Source organism: Nocardioides sp. CPCC 206348 (assembly GCF_048654705.1).
GTDB lineage: Bacteria > Actinomycetota > Actinomycetes > Propionibacteriales > Nocardioidaceae > Nocardioides.
In genome coordinates this window covers 1-21,891 of sequence record NZ_JBMCZA010000236.1, presented here as the reverse complement: position 1 = coordinate 21,891, position 21,891 = coordinate 1, and the positions used below count along the sequence as shown (strand labels likewise).

Sequence of the window (21,891 nt, the reverse complement as noted above, 5' to 3'; positions counted from 1 at the left end):
GCTGTCTGGCCCATCGCGATGTACAGGTCGGGCAGCGCCCCCGTGGTCCGCGGGTCGATCCAGGTCTCGGCGCCGCCACCGGCCCGCTTGTCCGTGACCGTCTGCGCATCGCCGAACGCAGGGTTCTGCCCGACCGGGTCGTCCGACCAGCCGTTGAAGAACCGGCTCACTGTCTCGACACCGGCCGAGATGTAGGCGTGGCCCTCGCCTGCCTTGATCGCGTGGAAGGCCATCCGCGTGGTCTGCAGGCTGCTCGAGCAGTACCGGTTCACAGTGACGCCGGGCAGGTGGTCCATTCCGCTCAGTACGGCGACCGCACGGCCCAGGTTGTTGCCCGACTCCCCCGCCGGCTGACCCACGCCCAGGATCAGGTCGACCACATCGGCCGGGTCGAGCTCAGGCACCTTGGACAGCGCGGCCCGGACCATCTGGACGGTGAGGTCGTCAGGACGCATGTCCTTCAACGAGCCCTTGACGGCCCGCCCGATCGGGGATCGGGCGGTGGAGACGATGACTGCTTCGGGCATGGGTGACGGCCTTCCTGGATGAATGAGCAACGTGCTTGTCGTGCTGTAGTGCGGGTCTCGCGGTTCTCGGTATCGGCCCTCAGACCGGGTCGGCGACGTGGATCATGCGCTTGCCGACATTGGTGCCGTTGAGCACGCCGATGAGTCCTTCGGGCGCCTTCTCCAGGCCCTCGAGGATGTCTTCGGCGACGGTCAGGGAGCCCTCGTCGATCCAGCCCTGTAGTGCATGCAGCGCCTCGTCGAACCGATCGGCGTAGTCGGTGTACAGGAAGCCGCGCATCGTGATGCTCCTTCCGATGAGGACACCGGGGACACCACGTGCGCCGCGGGCGGGTGTGTTCGTGTCGTACTGCGAGACAACTCCGCAACACACGACGCGCCCCCGGTGAGCCATCCTGCCGAGGGCCGTGTCGAGCGTCGTACCGCCGACGTTGTCGAAGAACACGTCGATCCCGTCGGGACATGCCTCCTTCAAGGTCTGGCGAAAGTCTTCGTCGCGGTAGTTGACCGCTGCGTCGAACCCGAGCTCGGATGTGAGCCACTTCTGCTTCTCGGAGCTCCCGCAGATGCCGACGACACGACACCCGCCGAGCTTGGCGATCTGGCCGACGAGGCTGCCCGTCGCTCCAGCGGCTCCGGAGACGACGACGGTCTCCCCGGGTTTGGCCTCTCCAACGCCGAGCAGACCGAAGTAGGCCGTGAAGCCCGTGATGCCCAGCACGCTCAGGTAGCGCGACAGTGGCGCTGAGACCGTGAGTCGCGTCAGCTCATCAGCGTCGACGACGCCGTAGTCCTGCCAGCCCAGGTGACCGGTGACGATGTCGCCGGGTGTGAAGTCGTCGGAACGGCTCTCGACCACCTGCCCGATGCAGAACGCGGGCATCGTGTCACCGACGTGGAGGGCGGCGCGGTACGAGACACCCTGGAACCACGCCCGCTGTGCCGCGTCGATGGAGATCCACAGCACCCGGCAGCCGACCTGCCCGTCGGACACCTCGGGCCGATCCACCGTCACCAGCTCGAAATGGGAGCTGTCGAGCTGCTCGTCCGGCATGGCGGCGACACGCCACCTGCGATCAGTCACGGTCACCGGACCTCGACCCCGTCGATCGCGGGGAGGAAACGTCGCAGACCGTCGTAGTGCATGGTCTTGAGGGTGTCGAGGTACTCGTTGACCTCAACGATCTTGCCGTCGACACCCCGCACAATGAGCACGTACTCGTTGTCGTAGCCTTCGCCAGTCGCTCTCACGGTCGATCGCACGCGGATGCGCGCGATACTCCTGCCGCCGTCCCCTTCGAACTCCTCGTGGATCGCGACGTCGGTGCCGGCCTTCTTGTCGTAGGCAGCCAGCGCAATCTTGTTGAACGCGATGACCGCTTCCTTGCCTTCGTGCGTGCCGCCGATGCGGCCCAGCGTGGAAGGCAGGGTCCAGCTGATGTCGTCGGCGTACAGCTCCTGCATCGCGTCGACATCGCCCAGGGCGCGTGCCAGATCTCCTGCAAGGGTGCTCATGGGATGAGTTCGCTGACTTCACTGGCCAGGTGTTCGAGGAAGAAGTCACGTGCCGCGCTGGACGAGACGTCGAAACCTCTACCGGTGTACGCGTCGAAATGGCCGCCGGGGATGTAGACGAGGTTCTTGGGCTCCGCAGCGGTGTCATAGGCCTCCTTGGCCCACTCGCCGGGCGTCACGATGTTGTCGCCCTCGGCGATCACCATGAGCAGCGGCGTGGGAGCGACGAACTTGAGGAACTCGCCGGCCTCGTAGCCCAGCTCGGTCGAGCGCAGCGTGACCTCGTTGCGCCACGCCGTCCCCTCGTACGCCGAGAAGAACGCGTAGGCATCGGGTGTCGGCATGACGGCCGGCTGCGTCGGGTCCGCGGTGACCACGGGGATCATCGTCGGTGCCTCGCCACGCGCTCGCGCCAGGCGATCGGCAGCCTGCCCGTCCCACGCCATCTGCCAGTACTCCTTCGGCACGCCCGCCTCGAAGGTGCGCCGCCCTGCGACCGCCGGCACCTGGCCACAAACGGCCTTCACGCGCCGGTCGATCGCCGCGACCACGAACGCGTTACCACCCGCGTAGCTGGAACCCCACACCCCGATCCGCGAGGCATCGACATCGGGCCGGCCCTGCGCGTAGGTGATGGCGTGCTGGTTGTCGTGGATCTGGTCCCACGGATCGATCTCTTGCCGCGGCTTGCCTGGAGCAGTGTCCGAGGCGCCGAACCCTCGGTGGTCGTAGACCACGCAAGCAAACCCCGCAGCGCTGAACGTCTCGGCGTAGGGCTCCAGGCCCATCTCCTTGGTGCAGGAGAAGCCGTGCGTCAGGATGATGCAGGGCGCCGGCCCGGACACACCCTCCGCGGGGTAGAACCAGCCGCGCAGGGTCGCGCCTTCAGCGTCGAACTCGATGTCTTCGCGCATCGGTTTCTCCTTGTCAGTCAACGTCATCTAGATGGTGGAACGGGGTGCGTGCCGCACCGCGGCACGCACCCCGGATCAGGGTGCGGCCCGTCAGGCCGTCGCGTACTGCCCGTAGGGCGAGCTCCGGTTTTCCTTGTACCAACGCCGCTCGTCTTCGGAGTTGGGCTCCGGCGGGACCATGGCGTCGATCTGCCAGGTTTCGAACGGCGCGGTTTCGACGTGGAACTCCACCTCGTACCCGCGGTCGGCCGTGTAAGGCTTGAGCAACTCGTTGACGTTCTCGAAGTACCGCCGGAGGATCTCTTCGACAGTGATGCCCGCAAGCTCCGCGGCCCCCTCGTTCGTACGGGCGATGTGGACGACCTCGATCTGGACGAAGTTGTCACGCGACTCGCCGCCGACAAAGAACGAGTCCGCCTTGACCTCGTGGAAGACGACCGAGGTATAGAACTTCGGCAACTCGAAGCCGAAATTCTCCCGCGACCAGTCGGACGAGTAGATGTTGGTGATCTTGTCGGCAATCTCCGCCTTCTCTTCAGGCGTGTAGGCGTTCTCCGGGACTAGCAGCTGCCACAACGGCATGAGGTGCTCCTTCTTCTTGTGGATGGCCGGGTGAGTGCGGAACGGGCTACCGCCAGCACGTGCCCGAAACGCTCGCTGCTTGTGCATGCCTCGCGTTTCGTGCGGACCCTCAGTTATGGACCTGTCAGCCGCACGAGTAGGACGTGTTGCCGGTCACATCCAAACTACGACCGGACGGCGCCAGCGGCGTAGGTCGAACTTGCCGAACATCGGTACGGAATTGACACGCATGCGGTCACCGGTACGACCTCACTCCGACACCAACGCGGATCGCGAACCCTGGCCCGCCACCCAGTCGTCGTAGAAGTCGGGCATCACAGATGCCCGCCCTTGGAAGTCGGGCTTCCGCTTCTCCAGGAAGGCAGCCACTCCTTCCTTTCCATCGCCGATGCTGGTCCAGAACATGCCGAGCGAGTCGATCCGGTGAGCATCGCTCGGGTGCGCCAGGCTGCCGTTGCGCCGCACCATCTGGCGAGTGATGGCTACGGCAACGGGAGACCGGTCTCGGGTCCACGAGTCTGCGACTCTGAGTGCTTGGGTCAGCAGGTCATCGTCGGGGTGCACCTCGTCGACCAGTCCGACCGTCAGAGCTGCATCGGCGTCGAGAATGTCGGCGCTCAGGACCAGGTCGATAGCCGCAGAAGGGCCGACCAGCCGGGGCAGGTACCACGTCGAACAGGCCTCTGGAACGATGCCGATTCGGCCGAAGACCAACCCGATACGCGCCGAGGCCGACATCAGGCGACGGTCCATCGCCAGCGTCATCGTGGCGCCGATGCCCACGGCGGCACCGTTGATGGCAGCGATCACCGGTTTACGGCAGTCGTGGATGGCCAATGTGACCCGTCCACCGGTGTCGCGGACGGCGGCGATTGCAGCATCGTCGAGGTCGGCCATGTCGCCCAGACCGGGAGTGCGCGTCTCGTCGAGCCCGAAAACGTTGCCCTCACGACTGAGGTCCATACCAGCGCAGAATGCGCGCTCCGCCCCGGTCACGATGACGGCGCGGACAGCATCGTCCTCATTGACGGCACGAAAGGAATGCTCGAGCTCCTCGGCCATCGCGACGGTGAACGCGTTGAGTTGCTCCGGTCGGTTCAGCGTGATCGTCAAGATGCCATCGCTGACATCGTGCCGGATCGTCTGGAAATCCATGGTTCATTCCTCCTGGGATGCGGTGTGGCAGGTGCGGAGCGGGCGCCGCCCTGAACCGTGACGACTTGGCGTCGCCACTCGTGCGCGTACGGTTCAGGCGCGCAGGAACTGGACGCCGCCGCTGGTTACATCCGCCTCGAGCCCTTCGACGTGGAACGCGGCGATGCCGTCGCGCTCACCCGCGACGAACAGGAGCTCGCCGCCGTCCAGAGCGAGCCGGTCGCCGTCGGCTGTCGTGCCGAGGGCCGCTGCCCAGGTGTTCGCGAGCTGAGTCGGCTCCAGTGCAGTCAAGGTCGCACCGGTCACACGCCCCGGACCGAGCGCGGGCGGTGTCTTCTGGATCCACTCGGGTCCGGCCCATCGCCAGGACTCCGGCACAACCATGTGGTCGAGCGTGATGATGGCACCCGGCACGTCTTGGGGGTGGATGTGGATGTCGATGTCGCCCTCTTCGTCGTTGTCGAAGATGACCCGGAGGCCGAGATCCTTGATGCGGGCGCGAGCTGCGGCGATGTCATCCACCTGGAACATGGCCATGTAGCCGCCATCGCCGCCGAGCCGGTCGAGGTGGCGGCCGCCTGCCGTACCCTCCTCGATGGGCGAGATGACCTCCACAAAGGTGTCGCCGAGCGGCAGGACGGCGTTGCACAGACCGAACTGGGCCACGTCCGGGTCGTAGAACGGCTCCCCGAGCGGGAGCTTGACTCGAAGATCCGCGACGGCGGTGTCGAGGTCACGGGCCACGATGGTGACCTGGCGAATACGGAGCATGCGAGCTGCTGTCATGCCTGCCACTCTAGGAACCGTTCCGTCCCCTCGAGTCGTCAAAAATCGCCTAACTTAGGTACAGCATCGCCAAGAGTGAGGTCACGTCCGACCGGCACGGCGGCGCGAGATTGCGGTCGACAGAGTCACGGCGACGAGCAGCGCTGCGCCGTTGAAGGTGGGTTCAACCCAGTCAGCTGCGCCCGCCAGGACCAAGCCGTTGACGCTGACGGCCACGAAGAGTACGCCGATCAGCGTGCCGAGGACATTGAAGGTTCCCGGCCGGATTGCTGTTGCCCCCAGGAACGCAGCAGACAAGGCAGCGAGGGTGTAACCGGGACCGACTGTCGGGTTGGCCGTCCCGGCGCGGGCCAGCAGGACCACGCCCGCGACGCCGGCCAGCGCACCGGAGAGCACGAAGCTGGAGAGCACCATCCGCGGGACGTCCAGGCCGACCAGGCGCGCCGATGTGGGGCTCGCTCCAACCGAGGCGAGGTACCGTCCGTACGGCGTGTGGCGGAGGAGGTAGTAGAGCACGATGGCGACGAGGGCGAGCGCGAAGACCGGGCGGGGCACCCCCAGCAGCACCCCCGAGCCCAGGTTGGTGAGGCTCTCGGGGATACCAACGCTGAGGACCTGGTTCTCCGTGTAGAGGCTCACCAGTCCAGCCACCAGGGTCGACGTCCCCAAGGTTGCGATGATCGCGTTCACGCCGCGGTAGGCCACCAGCCAACCGTTGAGGATACCGACGACAGCGCCGGCGATGATGCCGAGGAAGATCGCCACGACCACCGGCAGGTCGTGCGTTGCCACGGCGCTGCCGGTGACGATGGATGCCAGGCCGAGCACCGCACCGACCGACACGTCGAACTGTCCGCACGTGAGTGGCACGATCGACGCGAGGGCCGCGATCGCGACGACCGACTCGTTCCCCAAGATGTTGCGGATGTTCGCCAGCGACGGGAAAGTCTCGGCAGTCGAGCCGTACATCGAGAAGAACAGGCACAGCAGCGCCAGCAGCACCGCCAACGCGTAGCTCTCGAGGAACGCCAGCAACTCCGGGCGCCGACGTGAGGTCACCCCCGTACTGGTGGCGCTCTTGATCGTGCCATTGGCCGTGGTGGTCATCGGTTGGTCTCCTTGAGCAGGTACGACAATTCGGTCAGATGATGGGGTTCCAGATCGACGCCGCTGACCTCAGCAGCGACACGGCCCTCGCGTAGCACCAAGGCTCGATCGGCCACTTGAGCGAGTTCTTCGAAGTCGGAGGTCACGAGGAGAACGGCGCTGCCGGCTGCGACCGCCCGCCGGACGTGCTCGTAGATCTCGGCACGAGCCTGGACGTCGACACCCTGCGTGGGCTCGTCGAGCAGCAGCACGGCTGGGGCTCGCCGCAACCAGCGCGCCATCACTGTCTTTTGCTGGTTACCACCCGACAAGGTGCCAGCGACGGCCTTGTCGGTGGCCGGTCGCACGTTGTAGATGCCGACCAGGCGCTCGGCATCGGAATGCTCCCTGCGGTGCTGGAGCCGACCGCGCGACCAGTAGCGTGGGACAACTGCCGCCGACAGGTTCTCGCGTATCGAACTCGAGGCGAACAGGCCCTCCGCGGCACGGTCCTCCGGCACCATCGCGACCCCGGCCTTCATGGCCGCCGCCGGACGGGATGCCTGGTAGGACCTGCCATTCAGTACGACCTCGCCCGACGTGACGGGCAGGTCGCCGAAGAGCGACCGCAGCAACGAACTACGGCCCGACCCCAGCAGCCCGGCGATGCCGAGGATCTCTCCGCGGTGCAGGTCGAAATCGACTCCCCGGAGCGGACCGGCGACCAGATCACGCACCGACAGCACGACCTCCTCGCCCACCGTCCCAGATCGCTCGGGATAAACCCGCTCGATCCCGCGGCCGACGATGAGCTCAACCAACTGTTCCTCGGTCAGGTCGTCCACCTCGCGAGTCGCCACCTGCTCACCGTCGCGCAGGACGGTCACCCGGTCAGCGAGTTCCAGGACCTCGGAAAGTCGGTGACTGACGTACACGATCGTCTGGCCCGCCGCCGCGTACTTGCGCAGTGCGGCGAGCAGGATGTCGACCTCCCCGACGGGGAGGGATGCAGTGGGTTCGTCGAGGACCAGCACCCCGTCGTGGGCGCCTTCCTGATCCTGGAGCGCTCTGGCGATGGCCAGCATGGTGCGGTCGGCCGGTCGCAGCGCGGCCACCGGGGCGTCTGGCGAGACGTGCAATGAGTAGCGTTCCAAGACCTCAGCCGTGCGCCTCCTGGTCGCCTTCCAGTCGATCCGCCCCCCGACCGCGCGCACGAAGCCGCGGCCGATCGCCAGGTTCTCCGCGACAGTCAGTGCTCCGAACACCGCGGGATCCTGGTGGACGAAGTGGAGCCCAGCAGACCGGGCCGTCGAGGGTGACCACTCGTCCGCAGAGGCAGCGACACCCTGCACCTCGATCCGGCCACCGTGATCAGCGTGGTAGACGCCGGCAAGGAGCTTGATCAACGTGGACTTCCCCGACCCGTTGCCGCCGAGGAGGGCATGAACCTCACCGCGACGGACCTCCAAGCGCGCGTCACGCAGGACCGTCGTCCCCGCGAAGGTCTTGCTCAGACCGGTGGTGCGCAGGACGGTGTCCTGCGCACCACCCGGGAGGTCGGTCACGAAACGCCCCAGATCTTCTTGTAGTGCGCCACGTAGTCGCGCTTCGGGTTGCCGTCCGCGTCGATGTTGCCGTCGTAGTACGTCGTCACCTTCGGCAGCGGCCCGTCGGCGTCCAGCGTCTGCAGGCCGATGCCCGAGTCGACCTGCGGCTCTCCCTGCAACATCCGGTTGATGCCGTCAACCGCGGCCCAGCCCACCCAGATCGCCGGGGACCCGGCGATGGAGTCCTGGCCCTTGTTGTCCTTCACGAAGCCGATGTTGGGGCTCAGGCCCTCGTTGCCCGGAACCAGCAGGTCGTCGTTGCGACCTGAGGCGACCACGGCTTGCGAGACCCCAAGGATCAGTGCGGTGTCATGAAGGCCGAACACGACGTTGGCGTCAGGGGCTCGGGTCAGGGCGGCCTCGGCCTTGGTCTGGAGCTTTCCGGTGACGAAGTCGCTCTGGGTGAAGGGCACCTCCGCGACGATCTCGCAGCCACCGCAGTCCTTGATCCGGTCCACGAAACCCTTGCCCAGGTGCTGGGTGATGAGAGCGTCATCCTCAGTGAACTGGATGATCTTGGCCTTTCCGTCGGTCTTGGCAATGACGTAGTCAGCGACGCTACGGATGTAGGGACCCTCGGTGTACTCGCGGAAAGTCATGCCGTCCTGGTAGAGGAGTTGGGCGTCGTACAGCGGCTCGCCGCCTCCGGCCAGCGGGTCGTCGCAGTCCATGGAGAAGATGCCGTAGATCTTCACGTCCGCGGCGCGGGCCTCCTCGAGTGCGCCCTTGGCCGCGACGCAGTCGAGACCATCGAGGACGACCGCATCGGCCTTGTCGGCGATCGCGGACCGGATCCCGTCAGCAAAGGTGTCCGGGCTCGCCTTGCCGTCGAAGACCGTCACCTCCCAACCGACGGTCTCACCGGCTTCCTTGATCCCGGCTGCGGGCCTCGAACAACCCTCCGCCACCTGGGTGCATGAGATGACCCAGACGTTCTGGCCAGCCTCGGGCTTGGGGGCGCTGTCCGGCAGTGCGCGATCGGTCCCTTCGCGGTTCTTGGCCACGGCCGCCTTCGCCTCATCGATCACCTCGGTTGAGGTGGTGCCTCCTCCCCCGCCGTCATCGGAACTCGAACAGGCCGCGACGAAGGGCAGCATCAGCCCGACGGCCAGCAGCAGGGCCGAAGGTCCTCCCTTGATCGACGGTGACGTTCGGTGCTTGGCGGCGGACGTGACGATGTGCGTTGTGGTGGTCATTGGTTCCTCGTGTTCCTAGGTTTCGATGTGCTGTGGGGCGGTTCTTGCCGTGCCGCTTCACTGAGCGGCTGACCCGACCTTTTCCGCCGTCTTGCCGGTCTCGCGATATTGAAGAACGCTGGCGGCCGAGAACTGGAGGGACCAGAGGTTGCCGTGGTGGGGGTACTTCGCGACCATGGTGTTCACCAAGTCCTCCATGTCCTTGGCGACCTCATAGGCAGCGGCAAAGTCGCGGATGTACGAGCGCGTCTGGGCGATCATGGTCTCGACCGCGTAGTCATCGCCGTCGGGCCTGCGGTGCCCAGCCACGATCATGCGGGGATTCAGGCTCTCCACCAGGTCGATCGTCTCCAGCCAGTCGGACCATTCCTCGGGCGTCGAGAGGCCCAGCATCGGATGGATCTCGTTGTAGACCGAGTCGCCGGCAATCACGACGTCGATCTCGGGTACGTGAACGATCGAGGTGGGATGGATGTCGGCCTGCTTGACCTCAATGATGTTGACCGGCGATCCGTCCACGAACAGGGTGCGTTCGTCGATCGGCTCCGGAAGCGGCCCTGGTGTCACGCAGGCGTCGCCGAACAGCATCCGCCACTGCTCCTTGTGCAGCTCCATCTCTTCCTTCATGGCATCAACCACGTGGGGCATCGCCACGCACCGCGCACTGGGGAACCTCTCCAGGAGAGGTCCGAGTCCCGAGTAGTGGTCCGCGTGCGCGTGGGTGATGTAGATCGTCGTCAACGTCTTGCCGGTGCGCTCGATCAGGTCCCCGAGCTCTCGGACGTCATCCTTGAGGTAGAGCGCGTCGATCAGGATCGCCTCGGTCGGACCGCTGACGATCGTCGCGCTGGTCGGCGAGAACTTTCCGCTGAACATGTCTGGCCAGTCCGCAGGAATGTCTGGCCACCGCCCAACAAAGGACGTGGCGCGGATGGGCGGCGCGGCCACTGGCGATCGCTTGTCAAGGTCCACGAGGTAGCTCCTGTTCGGTGTCAGCATCACGAACCAACGTGCTGCGGGTCACACCCAACGTAAGGAAATGCGACGTGCGTCACGTAGGTCGAACTTGCCGAGCCCCGGTACAGAATTGACACGACTCCGGCCAGCAGGCGGTGCGGCCGGCGGCGTACCAAACCCGCGGTGGCCACCCTGGTGACACCTGGGCCAGGTCCTCGGCGGCGCGGTCCGATCGCCGGGAATCAAGAGACTCGGACCAGCGGTCCTCTGTCAGGTCCGACGGCCCGAGCCGCCACGACGGTCACGGTCCGAGCCGGGATGAGGAATCCGACAGCAGCGCCGAGGAATGCGGCGATTGCAGCAAGCCAGCTCATCGCATGAAACGCCGCTTCAGACGGGTACGTGCCGTTGCCGACCGCTCCGGCCGTCAGCAACGCGGCGATCGTCGCCGAACACGTGGATGTACCGATCGAGCGGACCACCGTGTTGAGCCCATTCGCCGCCGCCGTCCCACCAACGGGAACCGACTGCATGATGAGCACAGGCATCGCCGCAAAGCTCATCGCGATCCCGACCGAGACGATCGAGATGCCGACTACGAGCTCGACGAGGGAGCCGTCGAGCAGCACGCGGACGACGTATCCAAGACCCGTGATGGACAGGCCCCCGATCAGAGTGATGCGTGCTCCGAACCGTCGGGTGATGAACGCGGACACCGGGGCCATCAGGACCATCAACACACCGCCGGGCAACATCACCAGCCCCGCCTCGGTCACCCCAAGGCCGAACCCGACTCCCGTCTCGACCGGGATCTGCAACTGCTGGGTGGCAACGAACATGTAGTTGAACATGACGAAGCCGGCCAGGAGCGATGCGATGTTGGTGAGCAGCACGGGGCGACGTGCCGAGGTGCGCAGATCCACGAGCGGTTCGCCGGTGCGCAGTTCCCACGGGGCCCAGACGGCGAAGGACAGCGTTGCCACCGTGAAGGAAAGCAAGGTCCACGGTGATGTCCATCCCCAAGTTCCGCTCTTGGAGATGCCAAGCAACAGGGCCGTCAAGGCAATGGAGATCAGGACCGCTCCCAGCCAGTCGAAGCGCCCAGGCGTGCTCACACCTGACTCGGGCACCACCAGGAGGACCAGGGCAAGCATGCCCACGGACATCACGACGCTGGCCCAGAACACCGCGTGCCATCCGAAGGGCTCATAGATCAGGCCCGAGAGCGGCAACCCCACAGCGCCGCCGATTGCAAGAGTCGCACTCATCAGTGCGACCGCACCGCCGATCTTGCCCGGAGGCAATTCATCGCGCATCGTCGAGATGCCGATCGGTATGAGGGCCGGAGCGAACCCCTGCAGAAGTCGGGCGACTATGAGGAGCGCGAAGGAGTCACTGGTAGCACCGAGCAGCGAGCCGCAGAGCAGAGCGACCAGCGAGACCACGATCATCCGACGCTTGCCATGCATGTCGGCAAGCCGCGACATGATGGGCGTTGTGACGGCGCTCGTGAGAAGCGTGACGGTCACCAGCCAGGAAGCGTTGTCAGGGCTGGTGTCCAGTAGCCCGGGGAAGTCCGGCAACAGCGGGACGACCACCGTTTGCATCAGCGACACTGCCGTGCCGCAGAGGGCCAGCACCAAGACGACCGCCCCCGCACCCGAGCGACGCGGGCCCTCAGGCTTCACAGCGGTCGTCGTGGCGGTCACGCAATGCCAGCGCGCTGGAGGGCTCTCTCAACCATCGCGTCGATCAGCTCGACCGTCGGGGCTCCATCCTCGGCTTCGTTGGCAGGTTCATCCAACGCGCGCCGGCGTACTCCTTCGGCGATGATCGCGATCTTCCACATGCCCAGCACTTCCCAGAAGGTCAGCGCACCCAGCGCGCGGCCGGACTCGGCAGCGTAGGTCTCGGCGATCTCCTGCCTGGTCGCGAATCCGGCCAACTTGGAGGCCTCGAACAGGCCGCTGGGCGGATCGGACGGCTCCGGCCAGTACGCCAGCGTGGAGCCCAGGTCGGCAAAGGGATCACCCAGGGTCGACAGCTCCCAGTCGAGCGTGGCACGTACGCCAGCGGTGACCGGGTCAAGGATGACGTTGCGGATGTGTAGGTCGCCATGGACCACGGCGAGCGACGTGTCGGCTGGAACGTTGCCCTGCAGCCAGGCGGTGAGCCGGTCCAGTGTTGGAAGATCCCGAGTGCGGCTGGCGTCCCACTGTCGGCTCCACCGCTTCAGCTGCCGCTGTGCGTACGGTGAGTGGCTCGCTAGGTCACCCAGGCCTACCGCGTCGAGGTCGACAGCATGCAACCGCGCCAGGACGCGAGCCAGTTCGAGTCCGATCTCGTGCCGCTGCTCGTGGGTCAACGCCTCAGCGGCCGTCATTCGATCGACCACCAGTCCGTCGACGTACTCCACCACCAGCACGGGCGCGTCGCAGATCGCGGGGTCCTCGACTAGAGCGACCACTCCGGGTGTCGGCACCGGCGTCCCAGCCAATGCGGAAAGGATCTTGTGCTCACGTGTGACGTCGTGGGCCGATGCCAGCAGGTTGCCCAGTGGCGGCCGGCGGGCTACCCAGCGGCTGCCTGCCTCGTCGGTAAGCTCGTAGGTGAGGTTCGACTGGCCGAGGCCGATCCGTTTCGCCGAAATCTCTCCGACGACGGCGACCCCCTGCGTCTGGAGGAAGACTCCCAATGCCGCCGGGTCCAGCGCGACTGCGCCCACCTCTGCGGTGCGTGTGAGCATCTCATCTGATCCCATTTGAAGTTCCTCTTCTTTTTGTTGTCGTCAGCGGCGGCGCCGCACCGTGGTGGTCCACGGCTCGGCGCCGCGCACGGTCTGCTCAAACTGCGGCGGCGGCGTCTCGCATCCGCTTGAGCTCAACTCGGGCGATGGTCCGCTTGTGGACCTCATCGGGTCCGTCGGCGAGCCGGAGCGTGCGTTGGTGCGCATAGAAGCCGGCCAGCGGGAAGTCATCGGTCACGCCGCCGCCACCGTGGACCTGGATCGCACGGTCGATGATCTTGAGTGCCATCTGGGGAGCGGCGACCTTGATCGCGGCGATCTCGACGCGCGCCTTCTGGTTGCCCACGGTGTCCATGAGCCATGCCGTCTTGAGGGTGAGGAGGCGGACCACCTCGATCTCGATGCGCGCCTCGGCGATCCAGTCCTGAATGTTCGAGCGGTTGGCGATGGGCTCACCGAAAGTCACCCGGGTCTGGGCCCGCTTGATCATCAGGTCGAGAGCACGTTCGGCCATGCCGATGGAGCGCATGCAGTGGTGGATCCGTCCGGGCCCGAGGCGCGCCTGACCGATCATGAAGCCGTCGCCCTCGCCGGCCAGCAGAGCGGTGGTGGGAACACGGACGTCCTCGAAGAGGATCTCGGCGTGTCCCTCACGATCCGTGTAGCCGAAGACGGGCAAGCCACGGACGACCGTGACGCCCGGAGTGTCGATCGCGACGACCATCATCGACTGCTGCCGGTGTGCCTCCGCCCCGGGGTCGGTCTTGCCCATGACGATCAGGACCTTGCAGTTCGCGTGAAGGGCGTTCGAGGCGAACCACTTGCGGCCGTTGAGGACGTACTCGTCCCCGTCGCGCACCATCGAGAGCTGTACGTTGGTGGCGTCCGAGCTCGCCACGTCGGGCTCGGTCATGCAGAAGGCCGAGTTGATTTCGCCGGCCAGGAGCGGCTTGAGCCACTTCTCCTTGTGCTCCTCGGTGCCGAAAAGCTGGAAGACCTCCATGTTGCCGGTGTCGGGCGCGTTGCAGTTGGTCGCCTCGGGGGCGAGCTTGGGGCTGCGTCCCATGATCTCGGCGAGGGGCGCGTAGTCGAGGTTGCTCAGGCCCGGAGACCCCCACGCCTTGTCCTCGTGCGGGTGGAAGAGGTTCCACAAGCCACGCTTGCGCGCCTCGGTCTTGAGCTCCTCGAGGATCGGGGGGTGGAAGTGGGGATTCCCCGACTCCGCCATCTGTGCGTCGTAGATCGCTTCGGCCGGGTAGACGTGCTCGTCCATGAAGGTGAGCATCTTCTCCCGATACTCGTTGCAGCGATCCGAAAACTCGAAGTCCATCTCAGTTCCTTGTCTCATCGTTGGGCAAAATCGTGGTGTTGTACGTCGACCTGGCCGCGCCAGCCAGTGCAGACGGAGCGGTGGCGAGCTGGTTGCCGACCTTCACCGGGCCTCCCCGTGCCATCCGGTGGAAAAGGTCGGCTTCTCCTTGGCGACGAAGGCCTTGACCGCCGCCACGTGATCCTCGGTCAAGCCACTCGCCTTGTGCCGGGGCACTTCGGCCGACATCGAGGAGGTGAGATCCTCGTGCGGCGCCCACAGGAGGTTCTGCTTCATCCCCGCGATCGCGTGCGAGGGGCCGCTGGCCAGTCGCTCAGCGATCTCACGGGTGCGCTGTTCCAGCTCGTCCTCGGGGACCATCCAGTTGACCAGGCCCAGGGCAACGCACTCCTCACCCCGGACCCGGGGGTTGAGGAAGATGAGTTCGCGCGCCTTGGCCGGGCCGACCAGCCGGTCGAGCAGCCACGCGACACCAAAGTCGCCGGCCAGCCCGACAGCCTCGAAGCCGGTAGCGAACAACGTGCGTGGCGACCCGATGCGTAGGTCCGCGGCAAGCGCAAGTCCGATGCCTGCTCCGGCCACAGCACCAGGGATGGAGGCGAGAACCGGCTTCCGGCACCGGTGGATACGACCGACTGTCTCCTCCTGATCGCGACGCTGCGCTTCGACGGCAGCGTGGTCGATCTCGGCTGCGCCGGCTCCCTCGCCTCCTTGCTCGTGAAAGGCCTTGATGTCCCCTCCAGAACAGAAGGCGCCGCCAGCGCCAGTGATGACGATCGCTCCGACCTCGCAGGATGCGTCCATCTCGTTCAAGGCGGTCGCCAAGCCCCGGATCATCTCGACCGAGAGTGCGTTGCGGCTGTCGGGGCGATTGAGCGTGATGGTGCCGACGCCGCTGGTGACGTCAGTCAAGACCTCGTCGCCGGGAGGGCGACCCTCATCAACCACTGGTCGGCTCATGTCAGGGAGGCTTGCCGTCCCCCAACCTGAACTTGAACTCATCCTCATACTCGAACGGTATCACAACCTGGGCGCGCCAATACTCGACGCGGGAGCTTCACCTGCCCGCCCCCTCCTGCGCAGGGCACAGAAGCGCGCCACGCGCCAGCGTGGTGATGCCAGAACGGCGGGCGGAAAGGTGGAGTCGCTCCCCGAGAGCGCTCCGGCACAACCGCGGCCGCGGGTTGCGGGGTCGTTGGAGTCCCGCCACGGACCTGCCTTAGCGGGTCGTCACTTCTTGCGGACGGCTCGCGGCAAGGTGAGGTGGTGCTCGATGCGCAACGCATTGCACCACAGCCGGGTGGCGGTGTAGACGAGCTCCTCGAAGTCGCCTCCGTCGTTGAGCACGAACGTGGCGAACGCGAACCTGCTGATCATGCCGGAGAGCACCCGCGAGGCCATCACGGGATCGACATCGGGATCGGCGAGACCACGCTCTTGAAGATCCTTGATGGCACGGGCATTGCGTTCGACGAAGACCCAGCCGCGGTCCCGCCGCAGCTCCCGGACGTTGGGATCGATGTTCGAGACCTGCTCCAGCAGCTGCATGAGCTTAGCGTTGTGACGGTAGCTCTCGAGGTAAGCACGATTGCTCGCCTCGATGATCGCGGCCGGATCATCGACCGCCTCGACGTGCGCCATCCCGGGGTGGAGCATCTCGTTCTTCGTCGCCTCCATGACAGCGGCGAAGATCTCCTCCTTGTCGTTGAAGTACGTGTAGAAAGTTCCGATGGCGAAGCCGGCTTGGACAGTGATGTCGCTCAGCCGAGCATCGAGATACCCGTCGCGCTCGAAGACGACCCGCGCAGCGTCAATAAGGGCTTCGCGCGTGCGGACGCCTCGGCGCGTCACCGGTGGCTTGCGAGCAGTGTCTTCGGTCACGGGCGCCATTCTCCTCCACGCCCGCGCCCAGATGGCGCCCGACAGGCCAAGGCTTCTGGCTTGCAGCGGCCCAATCGCATCAAGCCTCAGCTGCCTCACGCTGCAGGCGGCGCATTCCGGCGAGCCACCGGTCGTAGTCCGATCCCTTGCGCCGGTAGTACTCGAGCACCTCTGGATGCGGGAGGATCAAGAAGGTCTCCTCCTCCATCGCCGCCAGCGTGATCGCGGCGACGTCCTCGGGCTCCAGCACGGTGCCGGCCTTGGCCACCACGTTCGCCCCGAGCTGCGACACCTCGTCGACCGCATTGAGCGCGTCGTGGTGGATGGCCGTATTGACCCCCATCGGGCAGATGCAACTCACCCGGACCCCCTGGTCTCCGTAGGTGACTGAAAGCCACTCGCTGAAACCCACGGCAGCATGCTTGGTGACCGAGTACGGCGCAGCGGCAATCTGGGTGAGCAGTCCGGCGGCCGAGGCAGTCGACACGAAGTAGCCGGATCCTCGTTCGATCCAGCCTGGCACCAGCAGACGAGCCGCACGAATGTGGGAGAAGAGATTGATGTCGAGGGTGCGCTGCCAGTCCTCGTCGCTCTCACCGATGCCGGACCCACCACCCACGCCTGCGTTGGCGAAGAACAGGTCCACCGGCCCGAAGTTGCTCTCGGCGGCAGCGATCATTTCTTTCAGCACCTCGACGCGGGACGCATCCCCCGTCACAGCGACACCGCCCACTGCGGCAGCGACCTGGGCAGTGCGCTCGGGATCAAGATCTGCAACGACCACCCGGGCACCCTGCTCAGCGAGCTCAATAGCAAGCGCGGCCCCGATGCCTCCGCCCGCACCGGTCACGATGGCGACCTTGCCTGAGACCTTCATGCCCGGTTCCCCTCGCTGGGCACTCGGACAAAACAAAGCCCGCCACCGCTTGACCCGCCTACAACAACGGCTGTTCCGGCATTCATGTCACTCCTTCACGCCGCCGATCATGGAGGCAACTATGGTTTCCTAACTTGCATTTGAGTTCAGGTTCAAGTTTAGGGCAGAGTGCCTCACAACGGCCAGCGGTCCTGCACCGCGGACCTCAGGTGATACGCAGCGCATTGGCCCAGAGGCGGGTCAACGAGGTGACCAGATCCTCCATCCGCCACGGATCCCCCAGCACGAAGGTGCCGTAGGCCATCCGGCTCACCATCGCCGAAAGTGCAGTTGCTGCGAGGAGTGGATCGACCTCAGGATCGGCAATCCCGCGCGCCTGGAGATCCTTGATGCTTTGGGCATTTCGCTCCGCGAAAGCCCGGCCTCGAGCGCGTCGAAGCGCCCGCACGTTCTCGTCCACAGCGCTGACCTGGTCCAGCAGCCGCATCAGCTTTGCATTGCGCCGGTACGCGACCAGATAGGCCCTGTTGCTCGCCTCGATCACTGCCAGAGGAGCGTCGCTGTCGATCATCCGCCGGACCTGCGGATGGACCATCTCGTCCTGGACGGACTGGAGGACCGCCGCGAAGACCTCCTCCTTGCTGGTGAAGTAGGTGTAGAAGGACCCAGCCGCCACCTTGGCCTCGGCGGTGACGTCGGCCAGCCGGGCATCGAGGTAACCGTCGCGTTCGAAGACCGTCCGGGCAGCCGTGACCAAAGCGGCGCGCGTGCGCGCTCCGCGCGCCGTCCGAGGTAGCTCCTTGACAGGGCTGGCGTCGCTTCGTGGATCCGCCCCCGAGGGTGCCATGAACTCAGCTTCGCTCAGTAGCGAACCTGATTGGAAACACCGGGGTTGGCTCGTCCTGTGTCGCGAAGCTCGATGGCGTTCGCTGCGGAGAACCACAGAGTCCAGTAGTTCCCGTGATGGGGATACTTCGCTGTCATCGTCGCGATCAGGTCATCGGCGTCTTTCGCGACCTCGTGGGCGGCCGCGAAGTCCTGGATGTAGGAGCGGGTCTGCGCAATCATGGCGTCGACCGCGTAGTCATCGCCATCGGGCCTGCGGTGGCCCGCCACGACCATCCGCGGACAGAGTCCCTCGACGAGGTCAACGGTCTCGAGCCAGGCTTGCCACTCCTCGGGCGCGGACAGGCCGAACATCTGGTGGATCTCGTTGTAGATGGAGTCGCCGGCCACAACGACATCGATCTCGGGGATGTGCACGATCGTCGTGGGATGGATGTCGGCCTGCTTCACCTCGATGATGTTGAGCGGCGAGCCATCGACGTGCAGAGTGAGATCCTCGAGGGGTGACACCCGAGGCAGCTCCATGACGCTCGTGTCGCCGAACAGCACGCGCCACTGGAGCATGTTGTCCTCGTGGATGTGGTGCATGAACTCGATCACGCCGGGCAGTGCCACGCACTTCGCGTCCGGGAACCGCTCGAGAAGTGGGTTCACGCCGAGGTAGTGATCGGGGTGCCCGTGGGTGAGGTAGATGGTCGTCAGCTTCTTGCCCGTGCGCTCGATGAGGTCGCCGAGGTCCCGGACGTCGTCCTTGAGGTACTGGGCGTCGATCAGAACGACCTCGGTCGGGCCGCTCACGAGGGTGGAGGTGGTCGGCGAGAACGTCCCGGCCGGCATGCCGGGCCAATCATCGTGCGGGATCGTGGGCCAGCGGCCGACGAACACCGTTGCGCGGATCGGCGGTACGGCAGGCGAGCCGGAGACTGCGCCAGGCGAGTGAGCATCCACGAGGGACCTCCGAGTTCTGTTGAGGTAGCGCCGCCTCACGGGACGCAGGAGCGAAATGTGGTGACACGGGACAGTGCTCGCCCACACACAGAGCGACGACTGTTCCGACTGGATCTCAGGCGGCGTCATCCTGGATGACGTCAGGCACTAGCGACCGTGCTGCCTTCAGGCACCGGTGCGCCGCGAGGCCTTGTTGTCCTTGTCCCAGCGCCGCATGTCATCGGTGCCCGGGGCCGGCGGGATCATGCCGTCGATCCTCCACGAGACAGCAGGATCGTTCTGGATGGAGAATTCCCACTCGTACCCGCGGTCGTCGACGTACGGCTTCAGCGCCGGAAGAACCAGGCCGAAGTACCGCTTGAAGAGCTCGTCCACCGTCACCCCCATGGTCTCGGCGACCTGGTCGTTCACGGGTCGAGTGTCCCCGTCTGTCCCGCCGGCGATATGGGCGACCTGGATCTGGATGAACTTGTCACGGGGCTCGCCACCGATGTAGAACCTCGTCGGTTTGACCTCGTGGAAGATCACCGAGGTGTAGAAGCGCGGGAAGGAGAAGCCGAAGTTCTCCATCGCCTCCGGAGACGAATAGATGTTGGTGATCCGTTCGGCGAGATCGTTCATGTCCTCGTCCGTGAACGCATCCTCAGGGACGAAAAGGTGCCACAGCGGCATGGTGTACTCCTCTTTTTGCTTCTTGCGTGAGTGCGAATAGGCCGCCGGCCCGAAGTGCTCAGCTACGAGAACTCGCCTCGCGAATCGCGCCGGACCTCCAGGCTTCGACCTGCCAGCCACACCATCAGGATGTGCTCCCGGTCACACCCAACGTACGAGCAAGCGGCGCCAGTGACCAAGGTCGAACTTGCCGAACACCGGTAATTATGTGACACCAAACTGCCAGAGTCTCCGCCGGCGGCGGCAAGTCAGTCCGTTGGGGTCGGGAGCACGCCGGTCGCCAGCACGGCCAGCCTCTCGCGGACCCGACGCGCGGTGTCGTCGGCATACACATCCTCTGCCCCAGCCTCGAGTGCGTCCAGGATGTTCGCGACGACGTCGGCCGGATCCGCCTTGGCGACGTCGAAAGAGGCGATCATCGGCGTGTCAGTGGGGCCGAAGTGGGCGCCGAGCATCTGGGTGCCCTGACCAGCGAGCTCGAGGCGGAGGCTGTTGGTCAGCCCCCAAAGCGCGGCCTTGGACGCGCTGTACGGGCCCGGGTCGGCCAGCCAGCTCATGGTCGAGTGCACGTCCACGACGGCGCTTGCTTGGGCTCGCGCCAGTGTGGCCGCGAACGCGCGGACCAGCGCGAGGGGCCCGAACAGGTTGGTCTCGAAGGTAGCCCGGATCTCCTCGATCGAGGATGTCAGCAGCGAGCCCGGGCCCAGGACGCCGGCATTGTTGACGAGCACACTGATGTCGCCTGCGGCGCTCACCGCGGTGAGCATCGAGTTCGAGTCCGTCACGTCCAGAAGCAACGGGACGACCCGGTCGTCATCCCAGGTCATCTCGCGCCGCGTGCCGGCATAGACCTTGCGGGCACCCCGTTCGATGAACTGGGAGACGAACTGGCGCCCCACCCCACCGTTGGCCCCCGTTACCAGAACAGCGCTTTCCTCGATGATCATTGCTGCTCCTTGCGCCTGGCTAATGGCTAGAGGTCGTGCTGCAGGCCGGACCTGGGGTCGTGGAACCGTTGGCCGAGCGGAAACCGATCGTTGTGCCTCTTGACGGACACAGCCCGCTCGACGGTCGCGCTCTCTTTCGCAGGCGACTCATTGAGATCGATCCCCGTGCCGTGGCGCGCCCTAGTGGCCGCCGACCAGGCTCGACACGGTGGCGATGGCCCGTTCAGCATCACTGATGATCTTCCTGACGACGTTGTCGACGGAGTCGACTTCGTGGATGAGCCCTTGGGCCTGGCCCGCCCACCACATGCCGTCTTCCATCTCGCCCTGGTTCAACACCTGCGCCCTGCCACGCACGCCCGAGGCGAGTGCTGCAACATCGTCGAAGGTGGCTCCTGGACGACTGCCGATCTCCGCAATCTCCTCAGATATGGCGTTCTTCGCCACCCGGGCACTGTTCTTGAATTCACGGAACACCATGACCGTGTCTCGCTCCGTGTTCGCGACGATCTGCGCCTTCACGTTCGCATGGATCGGGGCTTCGGTCGTCGCCATGAAACGGGTCCCCATGTTGACGGCATCGGCCCCGAGAGCCAAGGCTGCAGCGAGTCCCTCACCTGTGGCGATGCCACCGCTGGCAATGACGGGGATTGACAGAGCGCGGACCGCTGCCGGGATGAGAACCAATCCCGGCACGTCGTCCTCGCCCGGATGACCGGCACACTCGAAGCCATCGATGCTGATGGCGTCAACGCCCTTTCGCTCAGCCGAGAGTGCGTGGCGCACCGATGTCGCCTTGTGGATGACCTTGACCCCAGCCCCGTGAAAGTCCGGAAGATGGGGCTCGGGGCTCGATCCAGCAGTTTCGACGACAGTGATGCCCGCTTCGATGATCGCGGCTCTGTACTCGTCGTAGGGAACCGACTTGATAGTCGGCAGGATGGTGAGGTTGACCCCGAACGGCTTGTCCGTCAGCTCGCGCGTTCTGCGGATCTCCTCTGCCAAGGCCTCGGGCGTGGGTTGCGTGAGCGCAGTTAGAAATCCCAACGCCCCGGCGTTGGCGACCGCGGAGATGAGCGGCGCAGTGCCAAGCCCCGTCATTCCACCGCAGACGATGGGGTGCTCAATGCCGAACAGCTCGGTGAACCGGGTGTGGAACATCTTCTTCCTCTTCTCTGGTCGTGCTGAGACGTGCGCAGGTAGACCATCCTAGCCGAACATGAGATCAAGTTCATCTCTTGAGCACTCGTTTGGACACAACCGGTCCGGCCGACGACGAAGAGACTGCGCCTGGAGCATGCCGCGCAAGACTGCGCCTG

General features: G+C 65.5%; 21 protein-coding genes and 1 pseudogene. All 22 read right to left on the bottom strand.

The annotated features are described in order from the left end of the window. A pseudogene (locus ACOADB_RS27120) lies at nucleotides 1-527 on the bottom strand (acetyl-CoA C-acyltransferase); the annotation flags it as partial. A gap of 79 nt (nucleotides 528-606) precedes the next feature. Further along, the gene (locus ACOADB_RS27115; RefSeq protein ID WP_378606408.1) at nucleotides 607-1,611 is read right to left on the bottom strand and encodes an NADP-dependent oxidoreductase; all 1,005 of its coding nucleotides are present in this window, start codon (nucleotides 1,609-1,611) and stop codon (nucleotides 607-609) included. Nucleotides 1,612-1,613: 2 nt separating this feature from the next. Continuing rightward, nucleotides 1,614-2,042: a nuclear transport factor 2 family protein gene (locus ACOADB_RS27110; RefSeq protein WP_378606405.1), complete on the bottom strand. Its 429-nt coding sequence runs from the start codon at nucleotides 2,040-2,042 to the stop codon at nucleotides 1,614-1,616. Then, nucleotides 2,039-2,956 (bottom strand): alpha/beta hydrolase, encoded by a 918-nt coding sequence (locus tag ACOADB_RS27105; protein WP_378606402.1) that lies wholly within the window; start codon nucleotides 2,954-2,956, stop codon nucleotides 2,039-2,041. The genes ACOADB_RS27110 and ACOADB_RS27105 overlap by 4 nt, the downstream gene beginning before the upstream one ends. Nucleotides 2,957-3,046: 90 nt before the next feature. After that, nucleotides 3,047-3,538 (bottom strand): tautomerase family protein, encoded by a 492-nt coding sequence (locus tag ACOADB_RS27100; protein ID WP_378606399.1) that lies wholly within the window; start codon nucleotides 3,536-3,538, stop codon nucleotides 3,047-3,049. A gap of 249 nt (nucleotides 3,539-3,787) precedes the next feature. Further along, a complete protein-coding gene (locus tag ACOADB_RS27095; protein WP_378606396.1) occupies nucleotides 3,788-4,693 on the bottom strand; it encodes a crotonase/enoyl-CoA hydratase family protein in 906 nt (301 codons plus the stop codon). Between the two features lie 93 nt (nucleotides 4,694-4,786). Continuing rightward, entirely contained in the window at nucleotides 4,787-5,479 is a 693-nt protein-coding gene (locus ACOADB_RS27090; RefSeq protein WP_378606393.1) for a VOC family protein, read from the bottom strand. Between the two features lie 81 nt (nucleotides 5,480-5,560). Then, entirely contained in the window at nucleotides 5,561-6,586 is a 1,026-nt protein-coding gene (locus tag ACOADB_RS27085) for an ABC transporter permease (RefSeq protein ID WP_378606390.1), read from the bottom strand. After that, nucleotides 6,583-8,130, bottom strand: a complete 1,548-nt coding sequence (locus ACOADB_RS27080; RefSeq protein ID WP_378606387.1) for a sugar ABC transporter ATP-binding protein — start codon at nucleotides 8,128-8,130, stop codon at nucleotides 6,583-6,585. Before ACOADB_RS27080 ends, ACOADB_RS27085 begins: the two co-directional genes overlap by 4 nt. Continuing rightward, a complete protein-coding gene (locus tag ACOADB_RS27075; protein WP_378606384.1) occupies nucleotides 8,127-9,368 on the bottom strand; it encodes a sugar ABC transporter substrate-binding protein in 1,242 nt (413 codons plus the stop codon). Before ACOADB_RS27075 ends, ACOADB_RS27080 begins: the two co-directional genes overlap by 4 nt. Before the next feature lie 57 nt (nucleotides 9,369-9,425). Next, entirely contained in the window at nucleotides 9,426-10,244 is an 819-nt protein-coding gene (locus tag ACOADB_RS27070) for an MBL fold metallo-hydrolase (protein WP_378606381.1), read from the bottom strand. Between the two features lie 323 nt (nucleotides 10,245-10,567). Then, nucleotides 10,568-11,965, bottom strand: a complete 1,398-nt coding sequence (locus ACOADB_RS27065; protein WP_378606472.1) for an MFS transporter — start codon at nucleotides 11,963-11,965, stop codon at nucleotides 10,568-10,570. Between the two features lie 65 nt (nucleotides 11,966-12,030). Beyond that, nucleotides 12,031-13,086: a phosphotransferase family protein gene (locus ACOADB_RS27060; protein ID WP_378606378.1), complete on the bottom strand. Its 1,056-nt coding sequence runs from the start codon at nucleotides 13,084-13,086 to the stop codon at nucleotides 12,031-12,033. Between the two features lie 82 nt (nucleotides 13,087-13,168). After that, entirely contained in the window at nucleotides 13,169-14,401 is a 1,233-nt protein-coding gene (locus ACOADB_RS27055) for an acyl-CoA dehydrogenase family protein (RefSeq protein ID WP_378606375.1), read from the bottom strand. Between the two features lie 102 nt (nucleotides 14,402-14,503). Continuing rightward, entirely contained in the window at nucleotides 14,504-15,361 is an 858-nt protein-coding gene (locus tag ACOADB_RS27050; RefSeq protein WP_378606372.1) for an enoyl-CoA hydratase/isomerase family protein, read from the bottom strand. A 270-nt stretch (nucleotides 15,362-15,631) separates the two neighbouring features. Continuing rightward, nucleotides 15,632-16,282 carry a TetR/AcrR family transcriptional regulator gene (locus tag ACOADB_RS27045; RefSeq protein ID WP_378606366.1) on the bottom strand — a complete coding sequence of 217 codons (651 nt, stop codon included), beginning with the start codon at nucleotides 16,280-16,282 and terminating at the stop codon, nucleotides 15,632-15,634. 79 nt (nucleotides 16,283-16,361) lie between these two features. Beyond that, nucleotides 16,362-17,159 carry an SDR family oxidoreductase gene (locus ACOADB_RS27040; RefSeq protein ID WP_378606363.1) on the bottom strand — a complete coding sequence of 266 codons (798 nt, stop codon included), beginning with the start codon at nucleotides 17,157-17,159 and terminating at the stop codon, nucleotides 16,362-16,364. A gap of 205 nt (nucleotides 17,160-17,364) precedes the next feature. Beyond that, on the bottom strand, nucleotides 17,365-18,006 hold the full coding sequence (locus ACOADB_RS27035) for a TetR/AcrR family transcriptional regulator (protein WP_378606359.1): 642 nt from the start codon (nucleotides 18,004-18,006) through the stop codon (nucleotides 17,365-17,367). Between the two features lie 14 nt (nucleotides 18,007-18,020). Further along, nucleotides 18,021-18,842, bottom strand: a complete 822-nt coding sequence (locus ACOADB_RS27030; RefSeq protein WP_378606356.1) for an MBL fold metallo-hydrolase — start codon at nucleotides 18,840-18,842, stop codon at nucleotides 18,021-18,023. A 276-nt stretch (nucleotides 18,843-19,118) separates the two neighbouring features. Then, complete coding sequence (locus ACOADB_RS27025) at nucleotides 19,119-19,625, bottom strand: tautomerase family protein (RefSeq protein WP_378606354.1); 507 nt, start codon at nucleotides 19,623-19,625, stop codon at nucleotides 19,119-19,121. 248 nt (nucleotides 19,626-19,873) lie between these two features. Beyond that, on the bottom strand, nucleotides 19,874-20,572 hold the full coding sequence (locus tag ACOADB_RS27020) for an SDR family oxidoreductase (RefSeq protein WP_378606351.1): 699 nt from the start codon (nucleotides 20,570-20,572) through the stop codon (nucleotides 19,874-19,876). 180 nt (nucleotides 20,573-20,752) lie between these two features. Further along, the gene (locus ACOADB_RS27015; RefSeq protein ID WP_378606349.1) at nucleotides 20,753-21,733 is read right to left on the bottom strand and encodes an NAD(P)H-dependent flavin oxidoreductase; all 981 of its coding nucleotides are present in this window, start codon (nucleotides 21,731-21,733) and stop codon (nucleotides 20,753-20,755) included. Nucleotides 21,734-21,891 lie beyond the last annotated feature (158 nt).

Bases quoted from the DNA above. Each gene is read 5' to 3' on its own strand.
- ACOADB_RS27055 (WP_378606375.1), bottom strand. From the start codon at position 14,401: ATGGACTTCGAGTTTTCGGATCGCTGCAACGAGTATCGGGAGAAGATG.
- ACOADB_RS27025 (WP_378606354.1), bottom strand. From the start codon at position 19,625: ATGCCGCTGTGGCACCTTTTCGTCCCTGAGGATGCGTTCACGGACGAG.
- ACOADB_RS27050 (WP_378606372.1), bottom strand. From the start codon at position 15,361: ATGAGCCGACCAGTGGTTGATGAGGGTCGCCCTCCCGGCGACGAGGTC.
- ACOADB_RS27090 (WP_378606393.1), bottom strand. From the start codon at position 5,479: ATGACAGCAGCTCGCATGCTCCGTATTCGCCAGGTCACCATCGTGGCC.
- ACOADB_RS27035 (WP_378606359.1), bottom strand. From the start codon at position 18,006: ATGGCACCCTCGGGGGCGGATCCACGAAGCGACGCCAGCCCTGTCAAG.
- ACOADB_RS27075 (WP_378606384.1), bottom strand. From the start codon at position 9,368: ATGACCACCACAACGCACATCGTCACGTCCGCCGCCAAGCACCGAACG.
- ACOADB_RS27085 (WP_378606390.1), bottom strand. From the start codon at position 6,586: ATGACCACCACGGCCAATGGCACGATCAAGAGCGCCACCAGTACGGGG.
- ACOADB_RS27110 (WP_378606405.1), bottom strand. From the start codon at position 2,042: ATGAGCACCCTTGCAGGAGATCTGGCACGCGCCCTGGGCGATGTCGAC.
- ACOADB_RS27105 (WP_378606402.1), bottom strand. From the start codon at position 2,956: ATGCGCGAAGACATCGAGTTCGACGCTGAAGGCGCGACCCTGCGCGGC.
- ACOADB_RS27100 (WP_378606399.1), bottom strand. From the start codon at position 3,538: ATGCCGTTGTGGCAGCTGCTAGTCCCGGAGAACGCCTACACGCCTGAA.
- ACOADB_RS27095 (WP_378606396.1), bottom strand. From the start codon at position 4,693: ATGGATTTCCAGACGATCCGGCACGATGTCAGCGATGGCATCTTGACG.
- ACOADB_RS27030 (WP_378606356.1), bottom strand. From the start codon at position 18,842: ATGCCGGCCGGGACGTTCTCGCCGACCACCTCCACCCTCGTGAGCGGC.
- ACOADB_RS27040 (WP_378606363.1), bottom strand. From the start codon at position 17,159: ATGAAGGTCTCAGGCAAGGTCGCCATCGTGACCGGTGCGGGCGGAGGC.
- ACOADB_RS27070 (WP_378606381.1), bottom strand. From the start codon at position 10,244: ATGTTCAGCGGAAAGTTCTCGCCGACCAGCGCGACGATCGTCAGCGGT.
- ACOADB_RS27015 (WP_378606349.1), bottom strand. From the start codon at position 21,733: ATGTTCCACACCCGGTTCACCGAGCTGTTCGGCATTGAGCACCCCATC.
- ACOADB_RS27060 (WP_378606378.1), bottom strand. From the start codon at position 13,086: ATGGGATCAGATGAGATGCTCACACGCACCGCAGAGGTGGGCGCAGTC.
- ACOADB_RS27020 (WP_378606351.1), bottom strand. From the start codon at position 20,572: ATGATCATCGAGGAAAGCGCTGTTCTGGTAACGGGGGCCAACGGTGGG.